General features: G+C 57.0%; 1 rRNA gene. It reads right to left on the reverse strand.

Annotated elements, in window-relative coordinates:
• Positions 1-42: 42 nt before the first annotated feature.
• Positions 43-3,152, reverse strand: a 23S ribosomal RNA gene (locus tag D7147_RS32015).
• Positions 3,153-3,270 lie beyond the last annotated feature (118 nt).

The following is a 3,270-nucleotide window of genomic DNA, read 5'->3' on the forward strand; positions in this document are numbered from 1 at the left end:
TGTTGCTTGTTCAGAGTTGCACAGTGGACGCGTAGCAGCTTAGTAGTCAAGTCCTCGGCCTATTAGTACCGGTCAACTGAACCCGTTACCGGGCTTACATTTCCGGCCTATCAACCCAGTCGTCTAGCTGGGGGCCTTACCCCACAAAGTGGGTGGGATACCTCATCTTGAAGCGAGCTTCCCGCTTAGATGCTTTCAGCGGTTATCCCTTCCGAACGTAGCTAACCAGCCGTGCCCCTGGCGGGACAACTGGCACACCAGAGGTTCGTCCGTCCCGGTCCTCTCGTACTAGGGACAGCCCTTCTCAAGTATCCTACGCGCACGGCGGATAGGGACCGAACTGTCTCACGACGTTCTAAACCCAGCTCGCGTACCGCTTTAATGGGCGAACAGCCCAACCCTTGGGACCTGCTACAGCCCCAGGATGCGACGAGCCGACATCGAGGTGCCAAACCATCCCGTCGATATGGACTCTTGGGGAAGATCAGCCTGTTATCCCCGGGGTACCTTTTATCCGTTGAGCGACACCGCTTCCACACGCAAGTGCCGGATCACTAGTCCCGACTTTCGTCCCTGCTCGACCTGTCAGTCTCACAGTCAAGCTCCCTTGTGTACTTGCACTCAACACCTGATTGCCAACCAGGCTGAGGGAACCTTTGGGCGCCTCCGTTACCTTTTAGGAGGCAACCGCCCCAGTTAAACTACCCACCAGACACTGTCCCTGAACCGGATAACGGTCCGAAGTTAGATACCCAAATCAACCAGAGTGGTATTTCAAGATTGCCTCCACCCATACTGGCGTATGGACTTCACCGGCTCCCACCTATCCTACACAAGCTAATTCAGATACCAATGTCAAGCTATAGTAAAGGTCCCGGGGTCTTTCCGTCCTGCCGCGCGTAACGAGCATCTTTACTCGTAATGCAATTTCGCCGGGCCTGTGGTTGAGACAGTGGGGAAGTCGTTACGCCATTCGTGCAGGTCGGAACTTACCCGACAAGGAATTTCGCTACCTTAGGATGGTTATAGTTACCACCGCCGTTTACTGGCGCTTAAGTTCTCCGCTTCGCCCCCGAAAGAGCTAACAGGTCCCCTTAACGTTCCAGCACCGGGCAGGCGTCAGTCCATATACATCGAATTACTTCTTCGCATGGACCTGTGTTTTTAGTAAACAGTCGCTTCCCCCTGCTCTCTGCGGCCATACAACGCTCCACCCGCGCGGGGCTTCACGTCTCCGGCCCCCCTTCTCCCTAAGTTACGGGGGCAATTTGCCGAGTTCCTTAACCACAGTTCGCCCGATCGCCTCGGTATTCTCTACCTGACCACCTGTGTCGGTTTGGGGTACGGGCCGCTCGGAACTCGCTAGAGGCTTTTCTCGGCAGCATAGGATCACTGACTTCACCTGAATCGGCTCGGCATCACGTCTCAGCCTATGTGTGCTGCGGATTTGCCTACAGCACGGCCTACACGCTTACCCCGGCACAACCACCGGCCGGGCTCAGCTACCTTCCTGCGTCACCCCATCGCTTGACTACTACCCGCCAGGTTCCCACGCTCCCCACCATTGACCCGAAGGTCGCCGGCAGCTCGGGTGGTTAGCACAACGAGGTTCATCAGGGTCGCTCCTTCGCGGGTACGGGAATATCAACCCGTTGTCCATCGACTACGCCTCTCGGCCTCGCCTTAGGTCCCGACTCACCCAGGGCGGATTAGCCTGGCCCTGGAACCCTTGGTCATCCGGCGGAAGGGTTTCTCACCCTTCTTTCGCTACTCATGCCTGCATTCTCACTCGTGCCGCGTCCACAACTGGATCACTCCGCTGCTTCACCCCCGGCACGACGCTCCCCTACCCATCCACACACCTGCACACGATCCCGAAGAACCATGCGAAGTAAAATGTGAATGCCACAGCTTCGGCGGTGTACTTGAGCCCCGCTACATTGTCGGCGCGGAACCACTTGACCAGTGAGCTATTACGCACTCTTTAAAGGGTGGCTGCTTCTAAGCCAACCTCCTGGTTGTCTATGCGACCCCACATCCTTTTCCACTTAGCACACGCTTAGGGGCCTTAGCTGGTGATCTGGGCTGTTTCCCTCTCGACTACGAAGCTTATCCCCCGCAGTCTCACTGCCGCGCTCTCACTTACCGGCATTCGGAGTTTGGCTGATTTCGGTAAGCTTGTGGGCCCCCTAGACCATCCAGTGCTCTACCTCCGGCAAGAAACACGCGACGCTGCACCTAAATGCATTTCGGGGAGAACCAGCTATCACGGAGTTTGATTGGCCTTTCACCCCTAACCACAGGTCATCCCCCAACTTTTCAACGTTGGTGGGTTCGGCCCTCCACGCGGTCTTACCCGCGCTTCAGCCTGCCCATGGCTAGATCACTCCGCTTCGGGTCTAGGACACGCGACTGAACGCCCTGTTCAGACTCGCTTTCGCTACGGCTCCCCCACACGGGTTAACCTCGCCACATGCCACTAACTCGCAGGCTCATTCTTCAAAAGGCACGCCGTCACCCCTAAAGGCTCCGACGGATTGTAGGCGAACGGTTTCAGGTACTATTTCACTCCCCTCCCGGGGTACTTTTCACCATTCCCTCACGGTACTAGTCCGCTATCGGTCACCAGGAAGTATTTAGGCTTACCAGGTGGTCCTGGCAGATTCACGGCAGATTTCAGGAGTCCGCCGCTACTCGGGAACACCCACAGAAGACCAGCCACTTTCGCCTACCGGACTCTCACCGTCTACGGTCAGCCTTCCCAGACTGTTCGACTAGCAACTGGCTTTGTAACTCCTCACACAAGTGTCAGCTTGTGTCGCAGGGTCCCACAACCCCGACCACGCAACCCCTGACAGGTATCACACGCAACCGGTTTAGCCTCAATCCGCTTTCGCTCGCCACTACTCACGGAATCACATTTTGTTTTCTCTTCCTACGGGTACTGAGATGTTTCACTTCCCCGCGTTCCCCCCACACACCCTATGTGTTCAGGTGTGGGTGACTGGACATGACTCCAGCCAGGTTTCCCCATTCGGACACCCTGGGATCACAGCTTGGTTGACAGCTCCCCCAGGCCTATCGCGGCCTCCCACGTCCTTCATCGGCTCCTGGTGCCAAGGCATCCACCGTTCGCCCTTGACAACTTGACCACAAAGATGCTCGCGTCCACTGTGCAATTCTCAACAAACAACCAACCCACAACCCCACAGCCCCACACCAACACCACCCACAGTGGCCGGTATGCGAGGCCAGGCCATGCCTGGCGCC

The organism is Micromonospora musae, assembly GCF_003626545.1.
GTDB lineage: Bacteria > Actinomycetota > Actinomycetes > Mycobacteriales > Micromonosporaceae > Micromonospora > Micromonospora musae.